Raw genomic sequence first — 25,935 nt, 5'->3', positions numbered from 1 at the left:
CTCCTGCACCCTCTGGTTACTTTACATCGAAAAACTCTTTGATGGGTGAATTGGGCACAAGTAAATACTATTCCTCATATGCTCATTCATCACTTTCTAAAGCGGTTCTATTGGGATTTAAATTTGGACAGTGAGGAGGTAAGTAATGAAGCTCGACATTGAGCACTTTTGACGCATCTTCAACAGGCCTGAACGATGCCCTTACTGCTTATGGCATCATAGATTTCTGACACCATTTCGCCAAGTTTTTAAAGTGGTAACGCACTGATAATATTAAGATGAGTTCGACTGCCTGTGGGCTCAATAACTTTGTCTTTGTCTTTGTCTTGGCCTTTATGTATCCCGCCATAACTGAGTTATGTTGATTTCGTGGGATGAACGGCATCATGAACAACACAGGGTCTTCGCTATTTCTTAGCGTCTTGTCCTAGTGTTCGATAAATGCTTATTACCTCTCTGAATTAAACTTGAGCAGTACCGCTTTCTACTTCTCATATAAGAAACCGTGATGATGTAGCCACTTGTTCATTCCAGCAATGGAATAGCGGAGACCAAACTTAGTTTGTACATAAGTGACAATTTAGTGGGTGCATTAAGTACGGCTCACGTGTGATTCGCGAACAATTAAAGAGCTCCAATAAATAGGTTTCATCCGAACATTCCATAGCTCGTCGATTATTTCATGTATGAGAATTTTCTAGTTCCGTAATTACAAACGCTCATCTACCGCAATCTGACATACCCTCAATAAAAAGAAACCGTATATAATACGGCCTCTTTTATTCAAGTAATTTAGTCATCTAACCCTTTAATGGGGCTCATCGGGTGATAAACAGTATTCACGTCGCCAGTGATGGACAACGAACTTAAATCATCAATGAAAAAACGACTGCTCATTGTATGTTTACCGCCATTGATGAAGATTTCGATAACCGACTTGTCGACATAAATCGCTATAGTTTGCTTTTTGCTCAACCTAGGCGCTTTCCTCACACACCCGAACTCTTCAGCGTACAAGTGAGACATCTTGCTGCGATCAAAAATGAATTCCGCCTTTGTGGCAGCGAACACGATATTATCACCCGAAGCATTAGCAAGCGTTAACTCAAACTCGTCCGTATCCGTTTCGAGCTGAACCACGAAGCTCGTCGTATCGAGTTCTAACGCATTCTTAACCGTAACTGCTTCGCCTTGCAGTGCTTTCAGTTCAGGTAAAGCAGACTGAACGAGATAACCATCCTTGATTTTCAGCTCGCGCGGTAACGACAACATACCCGCCCACTGATACTCGACAGATGGCGTGTCAATTTCTGGAAGCCCAATCCAAGCAATCAGAATGCGGCGACCTATATCATCTAAGTAAGTCTGTGGGGCATAGAAATCAAAGCCGTAATCTGGCTGCGCAATGTCTTGGTGGTTTCCCAGTTCCACCGAATCTAGATTTAGACGGTCACCGACGATATAAGCCACCGAATAGATGTTTTTGAAATCGTATGGGTTATCGCTAGACACACCTTGTGGAGAAAACAACATCACCGAACGATTGTCGATTTCAAAGAAATCAGGGCATTCCCACATATAACCAAGGTTGTTGTAACGGGTTTTAATTGGCCCTTTGTGTTGCCAATTCATCAGGTCACGGCTGCGATACAAAACCATTGACCCCGTTTCTTCAAAAGTTTGAGCACCCACAACCATCAGATAATCGTCACCCTGTTTCCACACTTTTGGGTCGCGAAAATGTTCGGTGTAGTGTTCGTTTTTAATAACCACGCCGTGCTTTTCAATCTTGCCGTCGGAAGACATCTTGGCAAAACATTGGGTGGGAACTCGTTGCCAATTGTCATCACGTTTATTGCCGGTAAAGAACAGTAACGCACTGTCGTTCTCAACCAACGCACCACCTGAATAAACACCGTGAGAGTCGTAATCTTGGTCTGGATATAAGCCAATGCCGTGGTCTTCGAAATGAACGAAGTCTTTGGTCGAAAGGTGGTACCAATACTTCATACCATGCACAGGGCCAACTGGCGTCCATTGATAAAACAGGTGATGTTCACCATTAAAGAAACATAGGCCATTAGGATCATTAAGCAGGCCAAACTTAGGCGCTATGTGGTAGTCAGGGTATCCAGAGTCTTGTTTGCGAAGCTTGACCATCGCGTCAATACTGTCCTGAGAAATCTGCTCTACACGACAATACCTTTGCTCCACCGTCCAGTTCGAATTCAAGCTCATACATTCCCCTCGGGGTTGGCCGCGCTTGAGACATCTGGATAAATAAACTGAGTAAGAGCCTCTTGCGTTGGAAGTGCTGTCATCGCCCCTTTTTTCGTTGTCGCCAATGCGCCACAGCCATTCGCCCACAAAATTGCAGCGTCGACGACTTGTTGATTGTTCCACTCTTCATGCAGTGAAAGCTTTGCAAGCAAGCCGCCAACAAAAGCATCGCCTGCACCCGTGGTATCAACAGGAGTCACTGAACGACCTGTCATCAACGCGCCTTGATTTTCAAATACTCGCCAAACGCCTTTTGCGCCCTGAGTAATGAGAACCAACGTATTGTTAAGCTCCGCAATATGAGCCAACCCTTGTTCCATAGAAGTAGCGTCGGTCAGGAAATTCAACTCCTCTTCTGAGAATTTAACCACATCGGCCAACTCAACCGCCCTCATGACAACAGGTTTAATTTCAGATGGGTTTTGCCACACTTCATCTCGAAGATTAGGGTCAAAGCTAATGTACCCCCCCACTTCTTTCATTCGTCGTATTGCTTCAAATGTGCTGCTTCGGCTTGGTTCATTAGCCAAAGAGATTGAGCAGACGTGTAGCCACTCGTTTTTCTTAAATTCGGGGATGTCTTCAACAGACATAAACTGGTCGGCACTTGGTTTAACCATAAATGTAAAGCTGCGTTCGCCTTGGTCATCAAGATCAACCACCACAGTTGACGTGCGTTGTTCCGAGTCCTTAACCAAACGCTCGGTATTCACACCTTCCTTTTGCAGAGTCATTGCCATAAAAGTGCCAAACGGGTCGTTACCCACTCGGCCGAAAAATGCGCTTTTGCCTAAAAGGCGAGAAATCGCTACCGCGACATTAGCAGGAGCGCCACCCGGACATTTCAATAATGTCGCGTCAGTCTCCGGAATGAGGTCGACGACGGCGTCTCCAGTGACCCAAACTTGATTCATCTTTCTTACCTTAAAACTCAAAATCATAACAACCGAATGCATGTGAATGTTCACGTTGTCATGCATAAATATAAAAGGCTAGCTAAACCAAATCACCTAGCTAGCACCCAAAGCTTAAGAAATGAAGTGAAATTGGGGGAATTTCACTTCTAGGGAGAAGCGTTAAGCTGTTGCTTTAATGTTTTGCTTACTACGCTCACGCAAACCTAAAACCACGGTCAATGTGAAAGCAGTAACAAACGCGATAAGCATACCTACCACGTAGTAACCAACTTTTTCTGGAGATATTGAGATAATACCTGGAATACCCGCCGCACCAAGCGCTTGCGCTTTCACATTAAACATAGTGATAAATGCACTTGAAACAGCAGCAGCACAAACGGCAGCAATAAATGGGTAGCGAAGCTTTAAGTTCACACCAAACATTGCTGGTTCAGTAATACCAAGCAGACCCGTTACACCAGAAGGAATGGCGATACCTTTCATTTTCTTATCACGACTCATAAAGCCGACGGCCAATGCAGCTGCACCTTGTGACACATTCGACATCGCTGCGATAGGGAAAATGAACGTACCCCCCGTCGTTGCAATATCGGCTAGCAACTGGGTTTCAATCGCAATAAAGCTATGATGCATACCTGTGATAACGAATGGCGCATAAATCAAACCGAACACAGTACCACCAATGAAGCCAGCACTGTTATATAGCCAATTTAGGCCATCACCAAGCAGGAAACCGATATCACGAGTGAAGGGGCCCACAATCGTGAATGTCAACAAGCCTGTCACAAAAATAGCCAATAGCGGCGTTAGCAAGTTATCCAAAACTGAAGGGATCACTTTACGCAAGCCAAGCTCGACTTTCGCAAGAATGAACGCAGACACTAGAACGGGCAGTACAGAACCTTGATAACCAACTTTCTGAATCTCGAAACCCATGATGTTCCACACTGGAATACTGCCAGATACCGATGCGCCACCGAACCCCCAACCATTAAGAAGATCTGGGTGAACCATCAACATACCTAAAGCCGCGCCAAGGTATGGGTTACCACCAAATTTTTTACTCGCTGAGAATGCTAATAAAATAGGTAAATAAACAAAAGGGGCATTAGCAAATGTGTTAATCATGCTTGCTAAGTCAGTTAAGCCCGGATTTGCGTCGATTAAAGATTTACCATCAATGAACAAACCTTGAGCCGTCAATAGGTTGTAGATACCCATCAACAGACCACCAGCCACAATTGCAGGAATGATTGGTACAAAAATATCAGACAGACCTTTCACCGCACGTTGCACAATATTTTGGTTATCAGCCCCTGCAGACGCCACATCATTGGTCGACATTTCCGTCATTTCAGTCTGCTTAGCCAATTCAGCATAAACTTGGTTAACGACTCCGGAACCAAAGATAATCTGATATTGACCCGCAACTTTAAACTGGCCCTTGACCCCTTCTAGGTTGTCAATCGCCTGTTCATCAATTTTGTCTTGATCTGCGACAGCAAGACGCAGACGAGTCGCACAATGTGCGAGTGCAGTGATATTGCTTTTACCACCTAGTAGAGTGAGCAGCTCTTTTGCTATGTTTGGATAATTCATTACATACCCCATTGGATTATCATTTGGGCTCTTGAACTTTCGGGAACGTTTGCAAAGCAAATTTTTGCCTATAAACAACAAATGATCAAAGATAACGACTCAATAGTGTGAGAATGATCTTCAAATTATCTCCCTAGGATAAGGTGACAAGGTTAAAATCTTCTAGCAGGCAAGGAATTTAAATGGCCTGTTTGAAAACAATCCCAAAACTAAAATTACAATTGGATAATTTATAATGGCTAGTCTTCATGATGTGGCTCGTCTCGCTGGAGTTTCCAAGTCGACAGTCTCAAGAGTAATCAATGATGAATATGGCGTAAAAGACGCAACCAAGGTTAAGGTTCGTAAAGCGGTAGAAGAGTGTGGCTATCTCCCAAACCAAGTCGCGAAAGACCTAAAATCTCAGAAAACCAACTTGGTTGGCGTAATTGTTCCTCGGGTTTCTTCGCACGCGACCTCTCAAGGTGTCGACGGGTTAACGACGGTACTAGAGCAAGCTGGCAAGCATGTTCTTTTAGCGAGCACCAACCAGACACACCATAAAGAAATTGAATATATTCAAATATTTAACCAAAAACGCGTAGAAGGCATTATTCTCTACGCCACTCACCTCGATAACAAATTAGTCACAGCGGTTCAAAACTCTGCTGTGCCCGTGGTGTTGGTTGGTCAAGACGGTTCAATGTTTAATATCCCAAGTATTGTTCACGATGATGCCCGTGTAGGATTTGAAGCTGGCAACCGACTCATCTCGAAAGGTTGTAAGCATATGGGATTCATTGGCGTACAAGGTGATGATATCGCGGTTGATAAGATGAGATCAGAAGGGTTCGCTCAATCGCTTCAATTCAACGGCCTCACATTGCAATTTCACGCTCGTGGTGACTTCACCATAGATTCAGGCTACAAGCTGGCTAAGCAATACCTGAAAGAACACACCAAGCTCGACGGCTTGTTCTGCGCGACAGACCGTATCGCAATTGGTGCGATTAGAGCCATTCAGGAAGCTGGGCTTGTTCCTGGAAAGGATATATTGGTGCTGGGGGTCGGTGACGATGAACTCGCTTCAGTATGCACTCCAACGCTTTCCACGTTTAACTATGCATTTGATAAAGCAGGAGAAAATGGAGCGAAGTTGCTACTCGACCGCATTGAGAAGAAAGGCTTTGAAATGAGTAAGGTGGTGCTGACCTTTAGCATCATCGAAAGAGAGTCTTGCTAACTAGTCAACTAGCAATACAAAAATGCCAACCTTTGAGTTAAAACGATAAGGTTGGCATTTGATGATGCGGCTATCGCATCATGAACAAAACTCTCTATCTAAACGATATATCTGGCAATTAGAACCAAGTTTCCATCTGCAATGCAAACAGAACCTCGCCACCCTCGCCCATTGTTGCTGCATCCGCATCGGTGCTCACCGAGTAACCATTCAGATCTTCACTCCAATCCACATAACTCACAGCGAAACGCAGTTCTGGTCGGTCAAAAAAGCCGGTACTGGTTGAAAGCTTTAGCGTTGGCGCAACTGTGGCTTTATAGAAACCGCCGCTCGCTTGCTCCGTCGCGTTATCCAAGTCCATGTACTGCAATGACCCTTCGTAAACCATCTCAAAGTTCTCTGTGAACTCTTGAGCCAATCGAACGTTTAAAGAAGCCCATGTGAATTCGTCATTCTTCTTCAGACGGTCTTGGCTATGCTCTGCCATTAATGCAGGTGCTAGACGCCAGTTATCGCCAATTCGAGTCACACCGTAGCTAAACAGGCGAACGGCTTTTGCATCATCCAGTAGATCGCCATTGGAACCGATGCCTTTTAGCTCCGCACCTAATCCGCTACCAAGCAACATACCGGTTTTAGAAAAGCCTTCGCTCAAGCCATAGAAGTTGTCGCCATGGAATGCAAACATTGCGTGTACACCGCTTTCAGCAGCGCCATTTAGACGGCTATCGTTGTCTGCTGAGGTCATGCCACTCAACATCACTTGCCATTGGCCAATACGGTTATTCATGGTTGCTATGTAGTTTTCTACATCAGTCGATGAGCTGTCGATCTCACCGAAGTCTCGGCCATAAATCGAAAAGTTCGCTTTCCAGCTGTCGCTCATTTGAACATCGTAAACGCCCGCGCCAGTACCTGATAAAAAGATGATATCCGAATCGAAAAAGTGAATATCAAAATTGTCGCGATCAAATCGTTTACCTGCCCAGAACGTTGCTTCAGAGAATGCTTCTGATTCAGAGAACATGCTTAGGCGACTCAGTTCTGAATAAACTTGTCGTACATTCAACTGGCTTTCGCTGGCAGTCCACTCGTTATTTGTCTCAGTGCTGTCGGCTAACATGATACGAAACAAAGCACTAGAGCCATCGTCCGCAAAACGCTTATGAATCAAGTTCGCTTCAACGTAATGGTCATCTTCAACACCAAGTCGTCCAACTGGCGCACCAATTGCCCCCGCCGCTGTCATGTAAGGTCCAGTACCTGTTGCACCGTTCAGGTCATCGTTGATCAATAACCCAGAACGTGCATAACCGTGAAACTCAAACGAAGAAGCCTTTTCATTGGCTTCGCTAGAGATCTGCTCCGTTTGTGCAACTCTTTGTTCTAATTCATTAATACGTTGCTCTAATGCAGCAACGTCTTCACTTGCTAATACCGATGTCGTCATTAGCCCCATTGTTACAGCAACTGCTAAAGTGTGTCGTTTCATTCTTATGTTCTCACGTTAATAATTTAAGGCAACCTGCAAACGTTCCCAAAATAATTCGTAAGCACAGCTTGGCCTATACTTTTAATGCACCAGCGCTAAATAAAAGAATAAATAAAAGTCAGTTGTGTTGATTACTTCACTTTTCATCTCTGGATGGATAATAGATCTTTATTTTCGGGAACGTTACCGTAAATGCATAATTCTGATAACTTTGTCACAAGTGGAATGGATTAATGAATGAAAAATAGTGCCTCGCGCACATTGATTGTCTTGGAGAAGTAAGCTGAGAAACGAACGATGCCTGATAAGCCCCCCATTTCACTAGGCACTAAATTGATTAGAAAAAGTAGGCTAAATTACCAGTCATGATGTTTTGTACTCTTGAAACGCATATCTTGTTCATCATTTATTAGTATTCTCTGACTCAGAGTTATCGGACGCTTGATCTATGCTCTGCCAGACCTCAACAACAATAAGATAAAGTAGCTACCGCCAATAATAGAAACTAAAGTGCCTGCGGCTAATTGTGCAGGAAATACCATCACTTGCCCCAACCAATCCGCAAATAGCATGAGTGCAGCCCCAACCAAAAACGACAAGATAAGCTGCTCTCGAACCAAACGGGCACCGACCATAGCTGCAATATGTGGTGCCAATAACCCGACAAAAGCAACAGGTCCCATTGTGGTTGTCACTACCGAACATAAGACGGCAACAAGACAAAGCAATATTACGTAAGCGATAGTGAGATTCAGCCCCCTAGCACTCGCAAACTGACGGCCAATGGCTATCAACGTCACCCAACGACTTAATAATAGAGCAACAAAAATACAAACGGTTATAACGATTGCCATTATCATTGCTGACTCGGGTTTGACACGATATGTAGAGCCCGCCAACCAAGCCAGCAAGGTATATTTTCCTTCACCTACTCGCGTCAAAGAGAATTGCACCAAAGCTTCCAATACTGCGGTAAGCGAAATCCCAGTCAGAATCAAAATCGACGGAGCAAACTGATGCTTTCTTCCAAGGAGAAGCAGCAAACAAAGTGCAATCGCACTGCCTAAAAACGCAACCCAAGGGCTTAATGAGTGAATCGAATACCCCATAAATAAGCTACTAAAGATCAAAGCTAAAACAGCACCAGCAGACACCCCGAGAATGTCTGGGCTCGCCAGTGGGTTGTAGACTAACCTTTGCAAAATCACCCCAGCAACGGCCAAACCACCACCAGCAAATATTGCGGTTAATATCCTCGGCCAGCGAATAGACCATTCAAAAGTACCTGGGACAACAAAGTAACTCATATTAGACGATGGCTGTGAAAACACACTAAGAACCAACAACCCGAAAATTATTGTACACAACAAGACGTAAGCGAAAGTTGAAATAGACTTTGGCCCTTTCGGCATGGAGAAAAATAATTGGTCTTGGGCAGACATTTGCTTACGAGCAATCATGATCAATGCAGGGGCCCCGATCACTGCGGTTGCCGTCCCTGTAGGGATCATATCCATAGACCACTGAGCCAAGAAGATCGCCAAACTATCAGTGGTACAAAGTAATACCGCGCCTAGTATACAACTTGCGATGAGCTCGGATTTGGCCTTTAAAAAGCCCAAATATCTAGCAATATTAGGGGCGATCAAGCCAATAAAGCTTATCACCCCCACCGAGGTAATCGACACTGACACCAACCAAACACCGACCGTCATCAAAACAAAGAAGGTCGCGCCAAGATTGAGACCACGTGCTGCCGCCCCTTCAATGCCTATCGAAAGCAGAGTCAGTATCCGTGGTGCCAATAAAAATATGGGTAAGATCGGCAACAACTTAGGCATCAACCAAAGCACTTGTTCCCAGCCATTTTGTCCTAGGTCGCCCGCCCCCCATACAAACAGGTTCTGTGCATACTGGTCATTGAGCAAAATAATCGCGGTCGCGAATGCGCCGAGCAATAAGTTGACCGCCATACCTGCGAGTACAATTGGTAAGCCGCTCATGTTTTTGATGCCAACAATGGAAACGATAAGCCCCATTGCAAGCAGTGCACCAATGAGTGCAAACCAGACTGAATATTGTGCCACCAACATCGGGGCGGCAACATTCAATATGACTAAACCAAGCCATGCCCCTGATGACGTTCCTAATGTCAGCGGCGACATCATGCGATTCTGAGTCAGTTGTTGAAATAAACTGCCGATCGTACCAAGAGTCCCACCAACTAAAACAGCCATCACCAAACGCGGTAAGTTGACATAGATGAATGCCATCAGTTCGAATGACTCATCGACCATTCTACTGAGCAACGCCATTTCACTAACTTGTGAGATTTCCTGGAACAACTCACCAACAGGACCAAACTCAGATTGCCCCAACCATAAATGCACAAGGGCAGCGAAAAACAAGGCCGCCCCCATCATAAAACCACTGGATTTCATTACTGCTCCGCTAAGTTCAAGAGCGATTGCGCCATAGCTTCTGCGTTATATAGAATCGACATAGCGCCACCATAGCTCCAACTTGCTGCAACTGGGCTAAATTGACCACTTCGAACAAAAGGCATGCTCTTCCATATTGGCGAATGGTTTAACTTGTCTTGATACGGAAAAGGCTCAAAATACAGCGCAATGCCCTCGTTCACCTTCTTAAGTTCAGTCATGCGCTTTTGGCTGATCCCCCACTGACTCGCGGGAAGATCCATCGCATTTTTAAACCCTAGCTTTTCAAGTGCGTATTGTGGAATCGAGTTATCACCGTAAATATACACCGATGTGGTGCTCGCAAAACGAAAGGACGTAACTTCTGGCTTGTCGCCCGGGTACGCTTTATCTAGTTCAGCCTTAAGAGCGGCGAAACGTTCATCCATCACAGCCAGTTTCTTGTTGGCTTCATCTTCCTTACCCAGCAATTGACCGATCATCTTGAAGTTGTCGATAGCGGCCGCTGCATTGCTATGCTGCTCACTGTACGTTTGGTAGTAAAGCACTGGTGCAATATCAGAAAGGTGAGCCTGAAGGTCTTTTTGAGGAGAAGCGATCAAAATCACATCAGGATTTATTTTCTTAAGTACTGAAAAGTTAGGCTCCGTGCGGGTACCTATATCGGTCACGCCTTCAGGAATCGCCGGTTGAACAACCCAATCGCTATAGCCTGCAATATCAGGCACCGCCACAGGCGTAACACCTAATTCAATCACTTGTTCGGCGATATCCCAACTCAGCGCGGCAACTCTTACTGGTTGAGCTTCAAGAGTTTTAACACCCTCACTATCTTCAACTTTAAAGTCCGCCATCGCATGAAACGATAAAGCAGCCATTAGCACGGTTAATACGACTTTTGTATTTACGCTCGTTACATTAGAAAAGTGGGAACCTACTCGTTTAGAATTCATACTTTTGCCTATTAAACCTAAAATCTCTATTTCTTCAAACGACAAAAGCAGCCTAGTTAAGGCTGCTTTAAAATTGATAACCCTAACCTAATTAGAATTCATAATTAACGCTAAGCTCAACAGATTGCTCTGCACCGAACCAACAGTTAGATTGGTCATAGCAGGTGTAGTATTCTTCATTTAACAGGTTGTTAACGAGTAGGTTCGCTGTTGCACCAGAGAGCGTATCGCTCGCCGCACCTAAATCATAACCCACTGATAAATCAACCACCGTGTAAGACGGCACTTTGCCTTGGGTATTAGCTGCATCCATTTCCATTTCGTCCATATAGCGAGCACCTGCACTCCAACGCGTACCGGCTAAGGGGCCACCGTAGACATAATAATTACTCCATAGGTTAGCGGCATGTGTCGGTACATAAATTGGCGTCGTGCCTTCAAGATCTGGGTTTACATCTTCCGTCACTTCCATATCGATATAGGTGTAGCTGGCGTTTACATCCCAGTTGTCCGTGACAAACCATCGACCTTCAACTTCCATGCCTTGAGAACGTACTTCACCTAACTGAATCTTAGAGCGATACGTTGGATCAGAAGGATCGGCAGCAATTGAGTCTTTCTTAGTGATGTTAAAGTATGACGCCGTAAGTTGTTGTGACATATCAGCAGAAAGATATTTCACCCCCAACTCAACCTGTTCACCCAACTGAGGTTTTAAGGCGTTACCATTAATGTCAGTACCTGCAGCCGGCTCAAAGCTCGTCGCATAACTTACAAATGGAGAGATGCCGTTTTTTAGTTCATACAAGGCGCCTACACGGTACGAGAACTGATTATGATCGGCTTCTTCTGTGCCATCGCTTGTTGGGTAAGAACTGGTTTTATCATCACTTGCCTTGAACATGTCGTAACGTCCACCAGCAAGTAACACTAAGGCGTCGTAGCGAACTTGGTCTTGGAAGTACAAGCCCAATTGCTCGGTCGTTATGTCATGTGATTCGCGGTAATTCTCCTGAAGCTGACTCTTATCAAGCAGGTCATTACTCGGGTTGTATGCATTAAACCCGTTAAAACCAGTGTTCGCGGTGAACTCTTGATACAAAGAGTCGCCTGTCAGTTTTAGGTAATCGACACCAAACAGTAAGTTGTGCTCTAAGCCAGCAACTTCGACAAGTCCTGAAACTTGGTTATCGATAACAAAACTTTGAGACTCTTCATCCGTGCTATACACGTTTCGAATTAAACGGCCAGTCGAAGGGTTAAAGTTCGTCCCGCGATGGTATGTGTTTTCTTGATATAGCGACGCATTGGAATAACGAGCGTTCTGCAGGAAGGTCCAATTATCATTGATTTGGTGGTTAATCTTATAGCCTAACATCAACACTTCGCGCTCAAAGGCGCTCCAATTTTTGTCTCCCATAGACACTGATGGATCACTTGCCTTTAATGCTTCGAGTGGCATTGCAGAGTTAATCCCCATTGAAGGGTCATTCTGATAGTACAGGTTAAAGTTGACCAAAGTTCTATCAGACACCTGCCAATTTAACGATGGAGCAATGACGTAACGCTCTTCTTCGGCGTTATCAACTTGGCTGTCTTGTTGGCGAGCTAGCGCTATCAAACGGTATGAAAAATCACTGTCACCTAACTGGCCTGAAGTATCAATTGAGGCCTCCATTAAGTTTCTTGACCCCGTAGATACACCAACTATTGTAGAATCATCGCCTTGTGGTGTCTTCGCAATCATGTTGACCATTCCACCCGGAGGCATCGATCCATACAATACAGATGTAGGGCCTTTAAAGACTTCAACTTGTTGAAGCGCAATAGGATCAATCTGAGACTGCAAATTCCAGCCGGTCAAAAAAGGCAGCACCAAGCCGTCGTAGTAGCTTTGGTTGTTAGAAAAGCCACGAATAGAAAACGTATCGTACATTGTTACCGATGCGCCTTTCTTCTCCGTGACAACACCCGGCGCATACCTAAGCGCTTGGTTGAGAGACTTTACCCCCCGGTGTTTTAACTGTTCTTCATCAATGACCGTAATACCTTGGGGTGTTTCTTCTGGCGCAAGTGCCGATTTCGTTGCTGTATTACGATAAGCTTTACCCATAATAGTCACAGTTTCTACTTTAGAGTCAGTCAAAGTAACAGGGTCTGCTGCCAGAGCTGGCGCTGAGAACACAGTCAGCAACGCGACTGCAATCGATGAATACTTAAAACAAGTGTGAGTGGTCATGGTTCCCTCGGACATCAACAATTAATACAAATAATAACGAATATCATTTGCATTGTATGTATCTAGGGATAGAATAATTAACAATTTGGTGCAAATTCAAAAAGAACTGGGCTTCATTTACAAAGAACTTAGTCCATTGCTGGTTAAAAAAACACAATTCCCCTAGATTATAAAAAGGCTTTCTAGAAGGAAAAATAATCGGGATATGCTTACGCTTTAATGATAGGGACCCAGTACTCCATTTCCGCATTAGCAGCATGGGCCTCATAACCCAACGGGTACACTTCGAGTTCATAACCATCAACGCCACGATAACCCGAGTTTGGCAGCCAATTAAGCACAAACCAGCTCAAGGTATATCGAAGGTTCTCAATAGGCCCACAGTGTTTCACCACGGCATAGGTTTGCTTTGGGATAGTGAGCACCTCTAATCGTTCAGAGATAATGCTCGGTAATTGTGGGATTGAAATGCTTTCATGAAGTTCAACGCCAGCCCAATAGTGAATATTCGTGCCATCGAAACAAGACTGAGTAAGATCAACAACACCAACAAACTGAACCGCGTTATCATTTGGGACCGTGACTTCATGCTCCAAACGAGACCAAAGCTGAGGTACTTTCTGGGCGAAGTCTTGAGTAAGTGAAAACAAACCACTGATTTCTGACATCATACCTTTAACAAGGAATGATACTCTTTCATCAATACGCACCTCCACAAAACTGAGCGCACCTTTCTCTGCAGCCCCCCCTGTTTCAGAGACTTGTATGGGCTTTCTTAACCCTATTCTTTTGCCTGCTTTTCTATATTGGCTGGGGCTAGCCCCAAACATTTGCTTAAACGAACGACTAAAGCTGATTTCTGAATTGAACCCGAGCCCGAGCGCGATATCAATGACGCGCTCTTCTCCATCAAGCAGATACTCTGCCGCTTGGCTTAGCTTTAGCTCTCTCACATAGTTTGCAACGGTAAGGCCTGTTTCTGCTTGAAAGACTCGTTGAAGTTGCCAGCGAGACCAACAGCTTTGTTTCGCAATATCTTCTAGCGATAACGCAGAATTAAGGTTCGCATGGATATAAGCCAGAACGCGGCTAATACGAACAAATGCTGGAGTGTTCATATTCAAACTTTAGTCTTCTCTATCATGGGCAGTGACCTATTAAACTCATCAATGCTTTTATCATTCAAAACGGCTGCTATCACTTAAAACGCAGAGGCCACACATCATGTATAGATCATCAACAAGGCAAAACCGCCGAGTAGATGCTCCATTTTGTATGGTTATCCTTAATTATGTTCGTTATGATAACGCTACTGATTCTCATTTAATAGTTTAAAATGCTTTCCCAATTGCACCGTATTATCACTCGTAGAAGAGCGCCGTCTCTACATCAAAAAATCTTCGCGTACTCAAAACAAATGACTCCTTATTTAAGCGGAAGCTTTGGCGTACTGCATAATAAGGTCATTGCTGTAACGAATGATAATAGCCATAAAGAAATCAAGCGCGTTTACGATGGCCTTGCGCAGAATCACCCTGAAGCAGGCAAAGCATATTGGTTAACCCGAACGTGGGATCTGGTGTGTTGGCAACCAATCTATGTGACCTTCATTTCTATCTATGGTCTTCACTCACTGCCTGATATCAAAAACATCGGTCAGTTTAGAGACAAAGAGTTTGTCACTGGATACCGCTTCTTCAATGCTGATCATCAGTACGGTTCACCAGAGGAGCTGATTCCACTCGCCGGTGAAGCCATTGTTGCATTGGCCGAATTTTACCGCAGTCAGATAAGTCAATGGACGCGTATTCGCCCAGGGTTTACCAATCATTTACTTGCTGATCTGTTGTTAAGCAGCTTGATAAAACTACAGCAGCACGAGCCTAGCCTAACCAACGACTATATCACTGCACAAGCACAGCTTTGGTTAGACGCGTGCCAACTTTCAAATAGTCATTTAGAGAGTCTTAAAATCGATAGCCATTCAGGAATGCTTAAACTCGTTAGAGTCAGCTGTTGCTTAGTCTATAAATGCGACTCTAGGGTGTATTGCGACGATTGCCCAAGGCATCCCAACAACAAAAAACTTTCATAACGCTATATTTTTAAAGCTCAATACGACAAATTTGTTTCATTGAGCATCATTATGGAGCTAGGTATAGGACTGACATGTTTCAACTTTCAAACATAAAAATCGTTCGAGATAATCGTACAATCCTCTCTATTGAAGAGCTTACTATTCCGACCGATGAGCTGACGGTCGTGCTTGGTCATAATGGTTCTGGAAAGTCCACATTAGTTAACTTGCTGTCGGGACAAATGTCACCAGATCACGGCAACGTTGAATTAGATGGAACCCCCCTTTCTACATTTAAAAGTAAGGACTTAGCGAAAAGGATTGCCTATTTACCGCAAAAGCTTCCTGCTTCGGCAGGTTTAACGGTGGAAGAACTAGTTCGTCTAGGGCGTTTTCCTTGGAGAGGCGCGTTAGGTCGCTGGAATGTTCAAGATAAAGAGATAATTCAACAAGCGATGAAAAGAACCGGCGTCGCTGAGTTTTCACATGCATTGGCTGATGACTTATCCGGTGGAGAACGTCAACGAGCGTGGGTATCTATGTTACTCGCCCAACAATCTCCAGTGCTGATCCTTGATGAGCCCACCTCTGCACTGGATGTTCATCACCAATTCCAGCTAATGAGACTCTTGTCTGAGCTAAATAAAAACGAAAACATTGGGGTGATCGTCATTTTACATGACTTAAACCTTGCACTACGTTATGCCACACAAATTATCGCACTGAAAAAAGGCCGAATCGCGTTTGAAGGTAATGCTGACAAGTTACTTGATGAACAAGCATTATCAACTTTGTATGAGTCCCCTATCCGACTGATCGATCATCCCGTTCCAGCCAATACCGCAGCTAGTAAGAAAATTGCGGTCGTCTGTGAATGATTCAAACCATCCAAGCAAGTTCGACACTCGGTCACTACTCAACAAGATCCGATGGCGGAGAAAACAAGCAGCGCCAACGTTGTTGCCACGTCAAGTTTGGTCGACTGACTTCATGAAACATGTCTTTCCATTCTGCAAACGTGACCTTAATCGGATTAAAGCTATTTACAGGCTTAGAGATACCATAGCGAACCGCTTCAACCTCTGGTTCAAATGTCCCAAAAATCCGATCCCAGATAATCAACACGCCTGCATAGTTTTTATCAATGTACTGACGGTTGACACCATGATGAACGCGATGATGCGAAGGAGTATTAAATACCCATTCTAAAGGACCCAGTGAACGAATAGATTGGGTGTGCACAAAAAACTGTAACCCGAGATTAAACAGCACAACGAAAACTACCCACTTGGGATCAAAACCGATAATCACCAGCGGCAACCAGAATAACCACATTCCCGCTAACGGATACATCAGGCTTTGACGAAATGCCGTACTGAAGTTCATTCTTTCAGAGCTATGGTGAACCACATGTGCGGCCCACATCCAACGAATTCGGTGACTAGCGCGATGAAACCAGTAATAAAAAAAGTCTTGAAGAACAACGAGCAATACCAAAGCGGAAGTCTCCATTTCGATATCAAACAGTCGCCAATCAAACCACCACAAATACAGCTGGGCGATCAGTAAACCTGCCAAAATATCGGTCACTTGATGTAAACCGGCTAACACAAAGTTACAGGTAACTTCCGGGATAGAATACCTTGCGCTTTCCGGTAAACGTCCTTTTCGCTGTCCAAACCAATATTCTGCGGCCATACACAGCATGAAAATGGGGGCCAAAATCATGAGGAGTAATTCTGGGCGTTCCATTAATTGCGTCCAATCCATTGTGTTTCTACCATTTAGCATAGTGGTCTTCAGTAAGCCCAATGACACCATCTAGCTTGTGCTTAATGCCATGGTCATCCATTACATGACCAGAAAAATAACCGATATACTGACGAAAATTACTTTTCAAAAACCAAAAGTTTTTCTTTTCACTGCGTCGATTTAAAGGCAAGAACGTTAAATCAACCCGAAGATCTTGTGAGGTAATACGCCACGCGTCGCTCTCATTCGTTCTAGAAAAGTGAAACTGCACAGGTGGTAATAGATGACGCTCACCATTAACCCAAACCACATTTTCGCAATACCCCGTTTCATTAACACCTGAAGCAAGGTTCAAACCAAAGCGTTTGCAGCTATCCAGACAATTAATACTTGCCCAGCGCCAACTGGTTTCTCTTCTCATATAACCCGCGGAGAAGTCGTAACCCGCAGAGACAGAGGAAAGCTCTTGCTCCTTCCCAAAAATATACAGGTTGCCGTGTACGGTTAATGCATTGTGTTTTTGCGTATATGTCCAGCCTGCATAACCCGTTGGGGTGCACAACATCAACGGCACACTCTCATGTAATGGACATAAGTGAAGATCCGCATTGACAGACTTGCTCACAACATGGATATGCCAACGCCCTTCCCGGATAGAAAATTGAATACTCTTGCTAGCAAAATGAGCGTTGCTTGACCAACTAGAAGGTTGAGTCTCATAGCCAATGTTAAAAGGTTGCAGCCATTGTTGCTCAATCAACTCGTTATTCTTTATATCAAATAGATAACAAAAGCCAGACGCCAAATAACGGATATCTGCAATCGCAACCCCAATAACGTAGTCGGGTGTCACTAAATTAACGAACTGAAACTGCTTGAAGTCGAAGTAGTGCCTCCACTTCGATGCTGGTTTATCCATTTCATTGAAATACGTAAACTTCTCAAGCTGCAACGATTGGGGGATCCCATCAAGATGACCAAAAGTTGGTATGCCATCCTGCCGAATAAAAGAGTTTAGAGGGTTAAGAACGTCCATGCTTTTATCTTTTCGAGTTCACACCCTTCAAGATTAACACTTCATTAACAACAAAGATTTGAGTGACCGCACAACAATGCCAGCTTAGACAGGCGTCATTCTCTTACCGTGAAACTGCTTACTCAAGCATCAGTCTATCAATCCTTGTATAAAGGATTGCCTCGAGTACTTTCGCGCTTGTGGTTTTTTCCCATTTTGAGAGCGCAGTGATGCAAGTAAGAGCAACGCCGCTTTGCTGTAACGTTCAAGGTGGGAGGAAGCAAAAAACGAGCAGAAATATATTTTGCTCGCTTCATCGGTCTACTGACAATAAAGAGTCAGTTTGATTTAACTTATCGCCGCCAGTAGCCGCTGAACCCATGTTATCTCACCGTAAGAGATAAGATCAAAGATAGTGAAGAAAATCAAACAGATAATGGCCAACTTGACCAAGCGTTGAACAATAAACATCACGATTACCTACAGTTTTTTGCGCAGTTTACTACTTCAAACGAGATTTAGATATCGATTGAACCTTCAAAATACGTCCATAACTCTACTTAAATGAAAAAGTCACTGGAGAAGCTTGGGATGCCTTTCTCCATCACTATCACCTATAACGCTAACAATTTAGCCAACGAGAATGATCAATTACTTACTTGAGCTAGTATTACTGCGTATATACTTGAAATAGATTTTAATAAGTCCCTGTGACCACACAAGGAGGACTGGATGAAACGAATATGGATATGGGCCTTACCACTACTCATGCTTGCCAGCCAAGCACTCGCAAATACGGTTTGGATTGTCCCCGTCAAAGGCGCCATTGGGCCCGCCACCAGTGACTACTTGTCTCGTGAAATAGAGCAAGCGCAGCTCAATGGCGTTAGTTTAGTTATCTTGGAAATGGACACACCAGGAGGCTTAGACAGCGCAATGAGAGATATCATTCATGCTATCACCACTTCCACAACTCCCGTCGCAACTTGGGTTGGTCCTTCAGGTTCTAGGGCCGCCAGCGCAGGCACATATATCTTACTTGCCAGTCATATAGCCGCAATGGCCGAGGCCACCAATCTCGGGGCAGCGACTCCTGTCGCTTTAGGTGGGGCGCCACAAGCCCCCTCTTCTGACGATGGACAAAACCAAGAGGCAGAAGAGAAACCACAAGACGCCAGTGACAGTTCAGAAAAAGTCCCAGCTAAAACAGCGATGGAAAAAAAAGTCATTAACGATGCAAAAGCCTACATTAAAGGGCTAGCAAAACTTCATGGTCGAAACGCAGAATGGGCAGAAAAAGCAGTGAGCGAAGCCGCCAGCTTAGATGCGACCGAAGCGCTGGAGCTCAACGTTATTGACTATATCGCAAACTCGCCAGAAGACTTAGTGACCGCCATTAATGGGAAAACGGTCAAAATCAACAACCAAGAAGTGACATTGTCACTAGAAAGCCCAGTTTGGATTGAGAGAACCCCTGACTGGCGAGCAGAAATGTTGGCCGTTATCACAAACCCTAATGTCGCCTATATTTTAATGCTCATTGGTATTTATGGTTTGTTACTTGAATTTTATAACCCCGGCATTGGTTTACCCGGTGTCTTGGGTGGGATTTGCTTATTGCTGGCGATGTACGCATTGCAGATGATGCCAGTTAATTACGCAGGGCTCGGTCTGTTGCTGCTAGGAATCGCATTAATGATCGCCGAAGCCTTTAGCCCAAGTTTCGGCATTTTAGGTCTTGGTGGCGTAGTGGCCTTTGTCTTAGGGTCCATATTCCTTATGGACAGTGATTTACCGGGGTTTCAAATCGCTCTCCCTTTAATTTTTGGCATCTCTATATTCTCAGTGGCATTGATTGTGCTGACCGTCGGACTGTTACTCAACATACGCCGTCGGCGTGTAACCACAGGTTTAGAAACTTATCCCGGTAAACTTGCCGTTGTCAGCGATGATTTTGTGGACGGTGAAGGACGCGTTCGTATGGACGGGGCACTTTGGCAAGCAACCACCAAAGACCATCAAGAACTCAAACAAGGTGATCAAGTCACCATTGTCAATGTTAAAGGGCTGACCTTATCCGTGATGCCTAAAGACCACCCTAAAAAATAGGAGGCATTTATGATGCTTTATACTGTTTCGGTGATCGTGGTGCTGCTGTTTGCACTTGCGACACAAGTGTTTAAGGTTTTGAGAGAGTACGAGCGAGGCGTTGTATTCTTCTTGGGTCGATTCCAAGAAGTCAAAGGTCCCGGCTTAATCATCCTGATCCCTTTTATCCAACAAATGGTTCGTGTGGATTTGCGTACCATCGTTTTGGATGTCCCAACACAAGATCTCATTACCAAAGACAACGTATCTGTTCGTGTCAATGCCGTAGTGTACTTTCGTGTCGTTGACCCACAAATGGCGATTAACAATATTGAAAGCTACAGCGATGCAACCAGTCAACTTTCACAAACAACGTTACGCTCGGTATTAGGTCAGCATGAACTTGATGAATTGTTATCTGAGCGAGATCGCTTGAATAAAGACTTGCAAACGATCCTCGATCAACAAACCGACGATTGGGGGATTAAAATAGCAACCGTTGAAGTTAAGCACGTCGATTTGAACGAAAGCATGGTTCGTGCACTTGCCCGTCAAGCCGAAGCAGAACGTAATCGCCGAGCAAAAATCATCCACGCGATGGGTGAACTAGAAGCATCGAATAAATTGAAAGAAGCAGCACAAATGCTGAACGAAGCACCCAACGCGCTGCAATTACGCTATATGCAAACGCTAACAGAAATCACCACAGATAAAACGTCCACGATCATTTTCCCTATGCCAATTAACCTGGTTGAAGCGGTAAGCGACATTGCCGATGCCGTTAAACAAAACAAAGCGACACAAACTCAAGATAAAGATAAAGATAAAGAACGATAAATAAGAAGGAAGCAACAACATATATTGTTGCTTCCTATGACTCTATCGGCGAGGCGCGGCTACCATTGTGATGCCATACTATCAGCCCCCCCCCCTCACTACATCATCTGGGGTGCCCCCTAAGACGACCTATTCAGCGTCATTTCGGTTCACAGAAAATGTAACATGGACGCCAGCCTCTAGATTTAATGCATCATTAATCAGTAGGCTTTGAAATTCCCCAGTAAGGCATCATAAAGTTCATTGTTACCTAATACGCCCACCAGTTTATTATCCTCCACCATCAACAGGGGGTGATTACTGCGCTGTTTAAGCTCTATCGCTTCACGCATACTAATATCTGGATTTGCTTGTACGAGCGTACTTTCATTCACATCATCAAAATTAGAAGAATCGCTTACCCAATTAAACAATGACTTATCTGAGTTTGCCAACGTGAGCCCCTGAGACTCTTGGGTTACCCAAATATTTTGCTCTGGACAGACTAGAACACGTCGCTCTTCACGCGGAAGAGTGTCACTCGGCTGCATTAACGAACGGCCTTTTAAAACATTCAGCGGATTAGTATGAGCCACAAAGTCAGCCACATAATCGTTTTCTGGCGCGAGAATGATCTGTTCTGGTTTACCATGCTGGATCAACTTACCCGACTCCATAATGGCTATATTGTTACCAATTTTAAGCGCTTCATCCAAATCATGGCTGACAAACAAAATGGTCTTGTTCAGTTTCTTTTGCAGTAACATTAGCTCATCTTGAAGCTGCGCTCGAATCAGTGGATCAAGCGCTGAAAATGGCTCATCCATTAATAAGATATCGGTATCCATGGCAAAGGCACGAGCTAGGCCAACACGCTGCTGCATACCACCAGAAAGTTCATGAGGAAACTTGGTTTCCCACTCAGATAAACCAACCATTTCCAGTTGTTCTCGCGCCTTTTTACGGCGTTCCGCTTTCGCAATATCTTGCATTTCCAGACCAAACGCAACGTTGTCCAATACGGTTAACCAAGGCATCAATGCAAACTTCTGAAACACCATCGATACACGATGAGTACGCAGGTGACGCAGCGTCTGTTCATCACAGTTTGACAGTTCAACCATATCGTCACTATCTTTGACTTTCAAAGAGCCACGAGATATCTCATTCAATCCATTTACCGTGCGCAATAAGCTTGATTTTCCCGAACCAGATAATCCCATCAGGACACAAATCTCACCTTGCTTCACATTCAGCGAAACATTATCGACGCCAACAACCTGACCCGTTTTGTCGATGATTTCTTGTCTCGACTTACCTTGATCCAAATGTGCTAACGCTTGTTTCGGTTGCTGACCAAAGACAACATCAAGGTTTTGAATAGTAATTGCGTCCATGATTACGCCTCCTTCTGATTGGGTGCTTTACATAGGCGGTCAAGGATGATGGCAACAAGCACAATGGCTAAGCCCGCCTCAAAACCTTGTGAGATATTTACCGTATTAAGGGCACGTACGACTGGCTTACCGAGTCCATCGGCCCCCACCAAAGCAGCAATCACCACCATTGAAAGAGACAACATAATGCACTGTGTGACACCAGCCATAATGCTCGGAAGCGCCGCAGGTAACTCCACCTTAAACAGTAACTTCATACGGCTGGCACCAAATGCTTTTCCTGCTTCAAGTAGTTCCTCTGGCACTTTAATAATGCCGAGGTACGTCAAACGAATTGGCGCAGCGATAGCGAAAATGATGGTCGAGATGAGTCCAGGTACAATCCCGAGACCAAACAGAACCAAAGTTGGGATCAGGTAAACGAATGTCGGCACGGTCTGCATCAAGTCGAGAATCGGCCGTAATAACGTGTATAACCAAGGACGGTGTGCCGCCATGATGCCCAGCGGCACGCCAATTAATACGGAAATCGTTGTCGCTGCAAATACAAGGACAAAGGTTTCCAGCATTTCTTGCCAGTAACCAAGGTTGAGAATTGCAAGCAAGGCCAACACAATGAATACCACAAGCGGAACACTGCGATGTAAGAACCACGCAATTGCCGCGGTCATAATGATTGGCGCCGCAGGTGGCATCCATTTAAAAATGTCCACCACGAAAAGAATGACCGTTTCTAGTGTAATAGAGATAGCATCAAAGAAACCCGATGCGTTGATGGTTAACCAATCGACGCCAGTTTCCATCCATTGGCCCAACGGTAGTTTGTTGTCCGTAATAAAATTCAAAATAAAACCTTTGTGTTAATGAGGCGGGCATGGCTGCCCACCTTTTTCTCAAAAAACTTTCTAAAAAAGCAGAACAGATACTTAAGCGTTGGTTTTTAAATAGCTTGTAATAGCTGTCGTTGCATCTTGACCATCTGCCGCCTTCACGCCCTTTAACCACGTTTCAATTTGGTCTTGGTTCGCGTTTAACCACGCTTGGGCCGCTTTCGCTGGCTTTTGCTTCTGGTTAAGAATCGCTTCCATCAGTTCGTTTTCCATTTCTAGGCTGAACTCTAAGTTTTTCACCAGTTGGCCTACGTTTGGACACTCAGAAAGGTAGTTTTTACGTACGTTTGTGTAGACGTTCGCGCCGCCGTAATTTGGGCCAAAGAAGTCGTCACCACCCGCTAGGTACTCCATTTCAACGTTGCTGTTCATTGGGTGTGGTGCCCAACCTAAGTAAACAATCCACTGATTGCGACGTGCAGCACGTGAAACTTGCGACACCATGCCAGCTTCGCTCGATTCAACGAGGTTGAAGTCTTGCAAGCCAAACGCGTTAGTATCAATCATTGATTGGATTAAGCGGTTACCATCGTTACCTGGTTCAATGCCGTAAATGCGGTCTTTAAATTTGTCGGCATGTTTTATTAGGTCAGCAAAGTTCGTCACGCCTGCGTCATAAACGTATTTCGGTACTGCGAGTGTGTATTTTGCACCGACTAAGTTCGCTCTGACGGTTTCTACTGTGCCTGCATCACGGTATTTCGCGATATCACCTTCCATCGTTGGCATCCAGTTACCGAGAAAAATATCGATATCGCCGTTCGCCATTGAAGAGTAAGTCACTGGCACAGACAGCAGATCAGTCTTGGTTTTGTAACCCAGTCCTTTTAGTAACTCTGATGTCACTGCTGTTGTCGCGGTAATGTCGGTCCACCCTACATCGGCGAATCGTACCGTTTCACATTGGTTGGCATAAGCGCCTGTTGCTAACGTACTTAGTGCGATGGTTGAGAAGATTTTTGTCGTCTTAGACATATTGAATTCCTTGTAATGATTACTGACTTTTTTCATTGTTATGAGATCGAATCAAGATCTCTTTTCGGTGGATGCATTCGTTGCATCTCTTGCCAGTCCGGAGCAATCCAAACTGGTGTGTTGTTAGAGGTTTCTAAAGCGTTGCCCAAAATCATATCTGCGGCACGCTCAGCCACCATGATGGTTGGCGCGTTTAAGTTCCCGTTCGGAATGGTTGGGAAAATAGAAGAGTCCACCACACGCAAGCCTTGAATGCCGCGTACTTGGCATCGCTCATTCAAAACCGCTAATGGGTCGTTATCCGCGCCCATTTTGCAGGTACAAGATGGATGGTAAGCACTCTCGACATTCTGCTTTACCCATTGATCAATTTGATCGTCGGTAGTAACGCTCAAACTTGGTTGGATCTCATCACCTCGAAACTCGTCCATCACTGGTTGGTTTAAAATTTCGCGGGTTAGACGAATACAGTCACGCCAATCCTGCTTATCTTGCTCGGTTGAGATGTAGTTAAACTCAATCTTCGGCTTATCGTTAGGGTTCGCAGACGTTACCGCTACCGTCCCACGGCTCTCGGGCTTGTTTGGGCCAACATGAACTTGAAAACCATGCCCATCAAAGGCGGCTTGCCCGTCATAACGCATGGCGGCAGGCAAGAAATGGTATTGAAGATTTGGCCATTTTAATCCTTCACGAGAACGGATGAATGCACACGACTCAAAGTGGTTGGTTGCCCCAAGACCTTTGCGAGTTAATATCCACTCAGTGCCAATCAAGCCCTTGCTCACCAAACCTAATTTGCTGTTGAGCGTGATAGGTTGTTTACAGTGATATTGGAAGTACACTTCTAAGTGATCTTGCAGGTTTTTACCTACCCCTTCCAACGGATGTTTTACCTCAATGCCCGCTTTTTCCAATACCGCTTTAGGACCAATGCCTGAAAGCTGCAATAGCTGTACAGAGCCAATCGAGCCCGCGCTCGAAATGACTTCACGATTTGCAAAACATTGTTGAATGGAACCTGACTTTTCAAATTCAACGCCAACTGCTTTCTTACCTTCAGAGCCGGTTTCTTCGAGTAAAACGCGATGAACCGTGACTCGCTTCATTAGGGTGAAATTTTTGCGTTTTTTAGCACGGCTTAAGTATGCGTTAGAGGTTGAAGCGCGCACGCCTTTATCAACCGTCATGTGCATTGGGCCAAAGCCCTCTTGCTGATAACCGTTGTAATCTTTTGTTTCTGGATAACCCGCTTCTTTACCGGCCTCAATAAAAGCTTGATACAGTGGGTTGCGCTGCATGTCGTTGCCGTTACATGTGCCGACTGGACCATTATCGCCTCGGTATTCATCTGCACCGCCAACCCAAGATTCCGCTTTGCGGAAGTAAGGTAAACACGCTTGATAGTTCCAACCTTTCGCGCCCTCTTCTTCCCACTGGTCGAAGTCACAAGCGTGGCCACGAACGTAAACCATGCCGTTAATTGACGAACTCCCCCCCAAGACTTTGCCGCGAGGGCAATGCAGTTGGCGTCCATCTAAACCTTGTTCTTCTACCGTTTCGAATTGCCACGCGTATTTTTCGGTGTTCATCGGGTAAGAAAGCGCCGTCGGCATCTGGATAAAAATACTTTTATCCGACCCACCCGCTTCAAGCAATAATACCGAATGGTGACCACTCTCACTCAAGCGATCCGCTAACACACAGCCGGCCGAACCCGCACCGACGATGATGTAATCGTAGTGTTGTTGCATTTTGATTCTCCTAGGAGTTAATACCAAT

General features: G+C 44.8%; 21 protein-coding genes. 5 read left to right on the top strand and 16 right to left on the bottom strand.

Going from position 1 to position 25,935, the window contains the following annotated elements:
- Positions 1-484: 484 nt before the first annotated feature.
- The 4 genes from ATG66_RS02495 to ATG66_RS02480 all read right to left on the bottom strand — a co-directional run bounded on the left by ATG66_RS02495 (position 485) and on the right by ATG66_RS02480 (position 4,796).
- On the bottom strand, positions 485-580 hold the full coding sequence (locus ATG66_RS02495) for a winged helix-turn-helix domain-containing protein (protein WP_098414500.1): 96 nt from the start codon (positions 578-580) through the stop codon (positions 485-487).
- Between the two features lie 212 nt (positions 581-792).
- Complete coding sequence (locus tag ATG66_RS02490; protein WP_098413829.1) at positions 793-2,238, bottom strand: sucrose-6-phosphate hydrolase; 1,446 nt, start codon at positions 2,236-2,238, stop codon at positions 793-795.
- The gene (locus ATG66_RS02485) at positions 2,235-3,194 is read right to left on the bottom strand and encodes an aminoimidazole riboside kinase (RefSeq protein WP_098413828.1); all 960 of its coding nucleotides are present in this window, start codon (positions 3,192-3,194) and stop codon (positions 2,235-2,237) included. The genes ATG66_RS02490 and ATG66_RS02485 overlap by 4 nt, the downstream gene beginning before the upstream one ends.
- Before the next feature lie 162 nt (positions 3,195-3,356).
- Entirely contained in the window at positions 3,357-4,796 is a 1,440-nt protein-coding gene (locus tag ATG66_RS02480) for a sucrose-specific PTS transporter subunit IIBC (RefSeq protein WP_098413827.1), read from the bottom strand.
- 235 nt (positions 4,797-5,031) lie between these two features.
- On the opposite strand from ATG66_RS02480, the gene ATG66_RS02475 reads away from it, so the two are divergent.
- Entirely contained in the window at positions 5,032-6,018 is a 987-nt protein-coding gene (locus ATG66_RS02475) for a LacI family DNA-binding transcriptional regulator (protein ID WP_098413826.1), read from the top strand.
- 118 nt (positions 6,019-6,136) lie between these two features.
- On the opposite strand, the gene ATG66_RS02470 is transcribed toward ATG66_RS02475, so the two are convergent.
- The 5 genes from ATG66_RS02470 to ATG66_RS02450 all read right to left on the bottom strand — a co-directional run bounded on the left by ATG66_RS02470 (position 6,137) and on the right by ATG66_RS02450 (position 14,261).
- Positions 6,137-7,510, bottom strand: a complete 1,374-nt coding sequence (locus ATG66_RS02470) for a carbohydrate porin (RefSeq protein ID WP_098413825.1) — start codon at positions 7,508-7,510, stop codon at positions 6,137-6,139.
- Between the two features lie 446 nt (positions 7,511-7,956).
- Positions 7,957-9,951, bottom strand: coding sequence for a Fe(3+)-hydroxamate ABC transporter permease FhuB (gene fhuB / locus ATG66_RS02465; RefSeq protein ID WP_098413824.1), 1,995 nt, complete (start codon positions 9,949-9,951; stop codon positions 7,957-7,959).
- Positions 9,951-10,829 (bottom strand): iron-siderophore ABC transporter substrate-binding protein, encoded by an 879-nt coding sequence (locus ATG66_RS02460; protein ID WP_373560821.1) that lies wholly within the window; start codon positions 10,827-10,829, stop codon positions 9,951-9,953. Before ATG66_RS02460 ends, fhuB begins: the two co-directional genes overlap by 1 nt.
- A 166-nt stretch (positions 10,830-10,995) precedes the next feature.
- Positions 10,996-13,143, bottom strand: a complete 2,148-nt coding sequence (locus ATG66_RS02455; protein ID WP_098413822.1) for a TonB-dependent siderophore receptor — start codon at positions 13,141-13,143, stop codon at positions 10,996-10,998.
- A gap of 209 nt (positions 13,144-13,352) precedes the next feature.
- A complete protein-coding gene (locus ATG66_RS02450; RefSeq protein WP_098413821.1) occupies positions 13,353-14,261 on the bottom strand; it encodes an AraC family transcriptional regulator in 909 nt (302 codons plus the stop codon).
- Between the two features lie 218 nt (positions 14,262-14,479).
- Here ATG66_RS02450 and ATG66_RS02445 point away from each other — a divergent pair, with 218 nt between their 5' ends.
- Both ATG66_RS02445 and ATG66_RS02440 read left to right on the top strand, forming a co-directional pair.
- Positions 14,480-15,238, top strand: a complete 759-nt coding sequence (locus ATG66_RS02445; protein WP_098413820.1) for a siderophore ferric iron reductase — start codon at positions 14,480-14,482, stop codon at positions 15,236-15,238.
- A 74-nt stretch (positions 15,239-15,312) separates the two neighbouring features.
- The gene (locus tag ATG66_RS02440) at positions 15,313-16,098 is read left to right on the top strand and encodes an ABC transporter ATP-binding protein (RefSeq protein ID WP_098413819.1); all 786 of its coding nucleotides are present in this window, start codon (positions 15,313-15,315) and stop codon (positions 16,096-16,098) included.
- Between the two features lie 34 nt (positions 16,099-16,132).
- Here ATG66_RS02440 and ATG66_RS02435 read toward each other — a convergent pair whose 3' ends face one another.
- From ATG66_RS02435 to ATG66_RS20975, 3 genes are all read right to left on the bottom strand, one after another.
- Positions 16,133-16,990, bottom strand: coding sequence for a sterol desaturase family protein (locus ATG66_RS02435; protein WP_179885572.1), 858 nt, complete (start codon positions 16,988-16,990; stop codon positions 16,133-16,135).
- Positions 16,991-16,997: 7 nt separating this feature from the next.
- On the bottom strand, positions 16,998-18,008 hold the full coding sequence (locus tag ATG66_RS02430; protein WP_098413817.1) for a DUF2804 domain-containing protein: 1,011 nt from the start codon (positions 18,006-18,008) through the stop codon (positions 16,998-17,000).
- A gap of 327 nt (positions 18,009-18,335) precedes the next feature.
- Positions 18,336-18,458: a hypothetical protein gene (locus ATG66_RS20975; RefSeq protein WP_257145702.1), complete on the bottom strand. Its 123-nt coding sequence runs from the start codon at positions 18,456-18,458 to the stop codon at positions 18,336-18,338.
- 261 nt (positions 18,459-18,719) lie between these two features.
- Between ATG66_RS20975 and ATG66_RS02425 the strand changes: the two genes are divergently transcribed.
- Positions 18,720-20,096, top strand: a complete 1,377-nt coding sequence (locus ATG66_RS02425) for an NfeD family protein (RefSeq protein ID WP_098413816.1) — start codon at positions 18,720-18,722, stop codon at positions 20,094-20,096.
- A 9-nt stretch (positions 20,097-20,105) separates the two neighbouring features.
- Complete coding sequence (locus tag ATG66_RS02420; RefSeq protein ID WP_098413815.1) at positions 20,106-20,912, top strand: slipin family protein; 807 nt, start codon at positions 20,106-20,108, stop codon at positions 20,910-20,912.
- A gap of 200 nt (positions 20,913-21,112) precedes the next feature.
- Here the strand turns inward: ATG66_RS02420 and choV are convergent, their stop codons facing one another.
- The 4 genes from choV to betA form a co-directional block, all read right to left on the bottom strand.
- Complete coding sequence (gene choV / locus ATG66_RS02415) at positions 21,113-22,288, bottom strand: choline ABC transporter ATP-binding protein (RefSeq protein WP_098413814.1); 1,176 nt, start codon at positions 22,286-22,288, stop codon at positions 21,113-21,115.
- Between the two features lie 2 nt (positions 22,289-22,290).
- A complete protein-coding gene (gene choW / locus ATG66_RS02410) occupies positions 22,291-23,133 on the bottom strand; it encodes a choline ABC transporter permease subunit (RefSeq protein WP_098413813.1) in 843 nt (280 codons plus the stop codon).
- Between the two features lie 81 nt (positions 23,134-23,214).
- A complete protein-coding gene (locus ATG66_RS02405) occupies positions 23,215-24,153 on the bottom strand; it encodes a choline ABC transporter substrate-binding protein (protein ID WP_098413812.1) in 939 nt (312 codons plus the stop codon).
- A 38-nt stretch (positions 24,154-24,191) separates the two neighbouring features.
- Positions 24,192-25,907: a choline dehydrogenase gene (betA, locus tag ATG66_RS02400; RefSeq protein ID WP_098413811.1), complete on the bottom strand. Its 1,716-nt coding sequence runs from the start codon at positions 25,905-25,907 to the stop codon at positions 24,192-24,194.
- Positions 25,908-25,935: the final 28 nt, after the last annotated feature.

Origin of the sequence: Vibrio sp. ES.051, assembly GCF_002563795.1 — a bacterium.
In the GTDB taxonomy this organism is placed as follows: Bacteria; Pseudomonadota; Gammaproteobacteria; order Enterobacterales; family Vibrionaceae; genus Vibrio.
This window is presented reverse-complemented; position numbering and strand designations above follow the sequence as displayed.

Coding starts and splice junctions, on each gene's coding strand:
- ATG66_RS02490 (WP_098413829.1), bottom strand. CDS start 2,238: ATGAGCTTGAATTCGAACTGGACGGTGGAGCAAAGGTATTGTCGTGTA.
- ATG66_RS02485 (WP_098413828.1), bottom strand. CDS start 3,194: ATGAATCAAGTTTGGGTCACTGGAGACGCCGTCGTCGACCTCATTCCG.
- ATG66_RS02480 (WP_098413827.1), bottom strand. CDS start 4,796: ATGAATTATCCAAACATAGCAAAAGAGCTGCTCACTCTACTAGGTGGT.
- ATG66_RS02475 (WP_098413826.1), top strand. CDS start 5,032: ATGGCTAGTCTTCATGATGTGGCTCGTCTCGCTGGAGTTTCCAAGTCG.
- ATG66_RS02470 (WP_098413825.1), bottom strand. CDS start 7,510: ATGAAACGACACACTTTAGCAGTTGCTGTAACAATGGGGCTAATGACG.
- fhuB (WP_098413824.1), bottom strand. CDS start 9,951: ATGAAATCCAGTGGTTTTATGATGGGGGCGGCCTTGTTTTTCGCTGCC.
- ATG66_RS02460 (WP_373560821.1), bottom strand. CDS start 10,829: ATGGCTGCTTTATCGTTTCATGCGATGGCGGACTTTAAAGTTGAAGAT.
- ATG66_RS02455 (WP_098413822.1), bottom strand. CDS start 13,143: ATGACCACTCACACTTGTTTTAAGTATTCATCGATTGCAGTCGCGTTG.
- ATG66_RS02450 (WP_098413821.1), bottom strand. CDS start 14,261: ATGAACACTCCAGCATTTGTTCGTATTAGCCGCGTTCTGGCTTATATC.
- ATG66_RS02445 (WP_098413820.1), top strand. CDS start 14,480: ATGCTTTCCCAATTGCACCGTATTATCACTCGTAGAAGAGCGCCGTCT.
- ATG66_RS02440 (WP_098413819.1), top strand. CDS start 15,313: ATGTTTCAACTTTCAAACATAAAAATCGTTCGAGATAATCGTACAATC.
- ATG66_RS02435 (WP_179885572.1), bottom strand. CDS start 16,990: ATGGATTGGACGCAATTAATGGAACGCCCAGAATTACTCCTCATGATT.
- ATG66_RS02430 (WP_098413817.1), bottom strand. CDS start 18,008: ATGGACGTTCTTAACCCTCTAAACTCTTTTATTCGGCAGGATGGCATA.
- ATG66_RS20975 (WP_257145702.1), bottom strand. CDS start 18,458: ATGTTTATTGTTCAACGCTTGGTCAAGTTGGCCATTATCTGTTTGATT.
- ATG66_RS02425 (WP_098413816.1), top strand. CDS start 18,720: ATGAAACGAATATGGATATGGGCCTTACCACTACTCATGCTTGCCAGC.
- ATG66_RS02420 (WP_098413815.1), top strand. CDS start 20,106: ATGATGCTTTATACTGTTTCGGTGATCGTGGTGCTGCTGTTTGCACTT.
- choV (WP_098413814.1), bottom strand. CDS start 22,288: ATGGACGCAATTACTATTCAAAACCTTGATGTTGTCTTTGGTCAGCAA.
- ATG66_RS02405 (WP_098413812.1), bottom strand. CDS start 24,153: ATGTCTAAGACGACAAAAATCTTCTCAACCATCGCACTAAGTACGTTA.
- betA (WP_098413811.1), bottom strand. CDS start 25,907: ATGCAACAACACTACGATTACATCATCGTCGGTGCGGGTTCGGCCGGC.